The sequence below is a fragment of the Serratia sp. HNCC26DJ244 genome (assembly GCF_057180565.1).
Map to the genome: position 1 here is coordinate 1 of NZ_JBXUGO010000077.1, position 963 is coordinate 963.

At 56.3% G+C, this 963-nt stretch carries 1 protein-coding gene; it reads right to left on the minus strand.

Annotated elements, in window-relative coordinates; genetic code table 11:
• On the minus strand, positions 1-963 hold a 963-nt coding region (locus AC2A06_RS18605), incomplete at both ends, for an autotransporter outer membrane beta-barrel domain-containing protein (RefSeq protein WP_484381271.1).

A 963-nucleotide genomic window follows, 5' to 3' on the forward strand; every position in this document is an offset into this window, starting at 1 on the left:
ACAGAAACGCCCCCCACGCGAATAATTTCAATACCATTGATGTTTTCAGCCCCTTCGCCGCCAATATTGTTGACGGTGACCGTACTCTGACCTGCGGTGTTACCGTTAATCACCAGTTCGTCCTTTTGGGAGGCATCATCACCCAACACGCTATCAAAAATGATATTGCCATTATTGCCAATATAGTTGCCATTAATGGTCAGCGCGGCGTAATCCGCCCTGGTGGCACTGCGCCCAACCGCGATTGTCCCGGCGTTGGTCACATTACCGTTCACCTGGCCATCCCCCGCCAAGGTACCGTTAGTTTCAACCCGGACATTGCTGTTTAAAATCGCCGACGAGGCGCCACTGAACGCCATCGCACTGGCTTGTCCCCCCGCGATGACGGCGGGCGTCGTGCTGAGCAATAAACGACCTTCTTGAATGACGGTGGTCTGCGCACTCACCTGGTCGTTGGCAATGTGTAGCGTACCACTCCCCTGTTTAACCACCGTACCCTGACCACTGACTGGCGTGACAAACTGCCAGAGCCCATCGGTCTCTAACACCAACGTCCCGTCGTTAGCCACCGCAGCACTCCCCAGGCTCTCCGTCGCGCTGGCTTGTAAGGTGGTCCCGCTTTGTGTGAAAAAGGTACCGCCATACTGGCTGTTATTGCCGGTTAGCGTCACCGCTGCTGCGTTAGTCAGCTCAACGTCACCGGCCCCTTGTAACGCATTGACCAGGTCGCCCACGGCGCTATCCAGCGTCAGTTGACCATCGATAATAATGTCACTCTGCCCCAACGCGCCGGTTTCGCTCAGCTGTGCGTTGGCTGCTGAGAGGATGTGCGTTATTGCGCTATAGTCCGGGCTATGACGGGTGAGCACCAAGGTGCCGGCAGCCAATATCAGGTTACCCGCACCGGTCATCACGCCATTGACTTGCCCCCCCTCTTTTACCGTCAAGGTGCCGTTGTTGAGA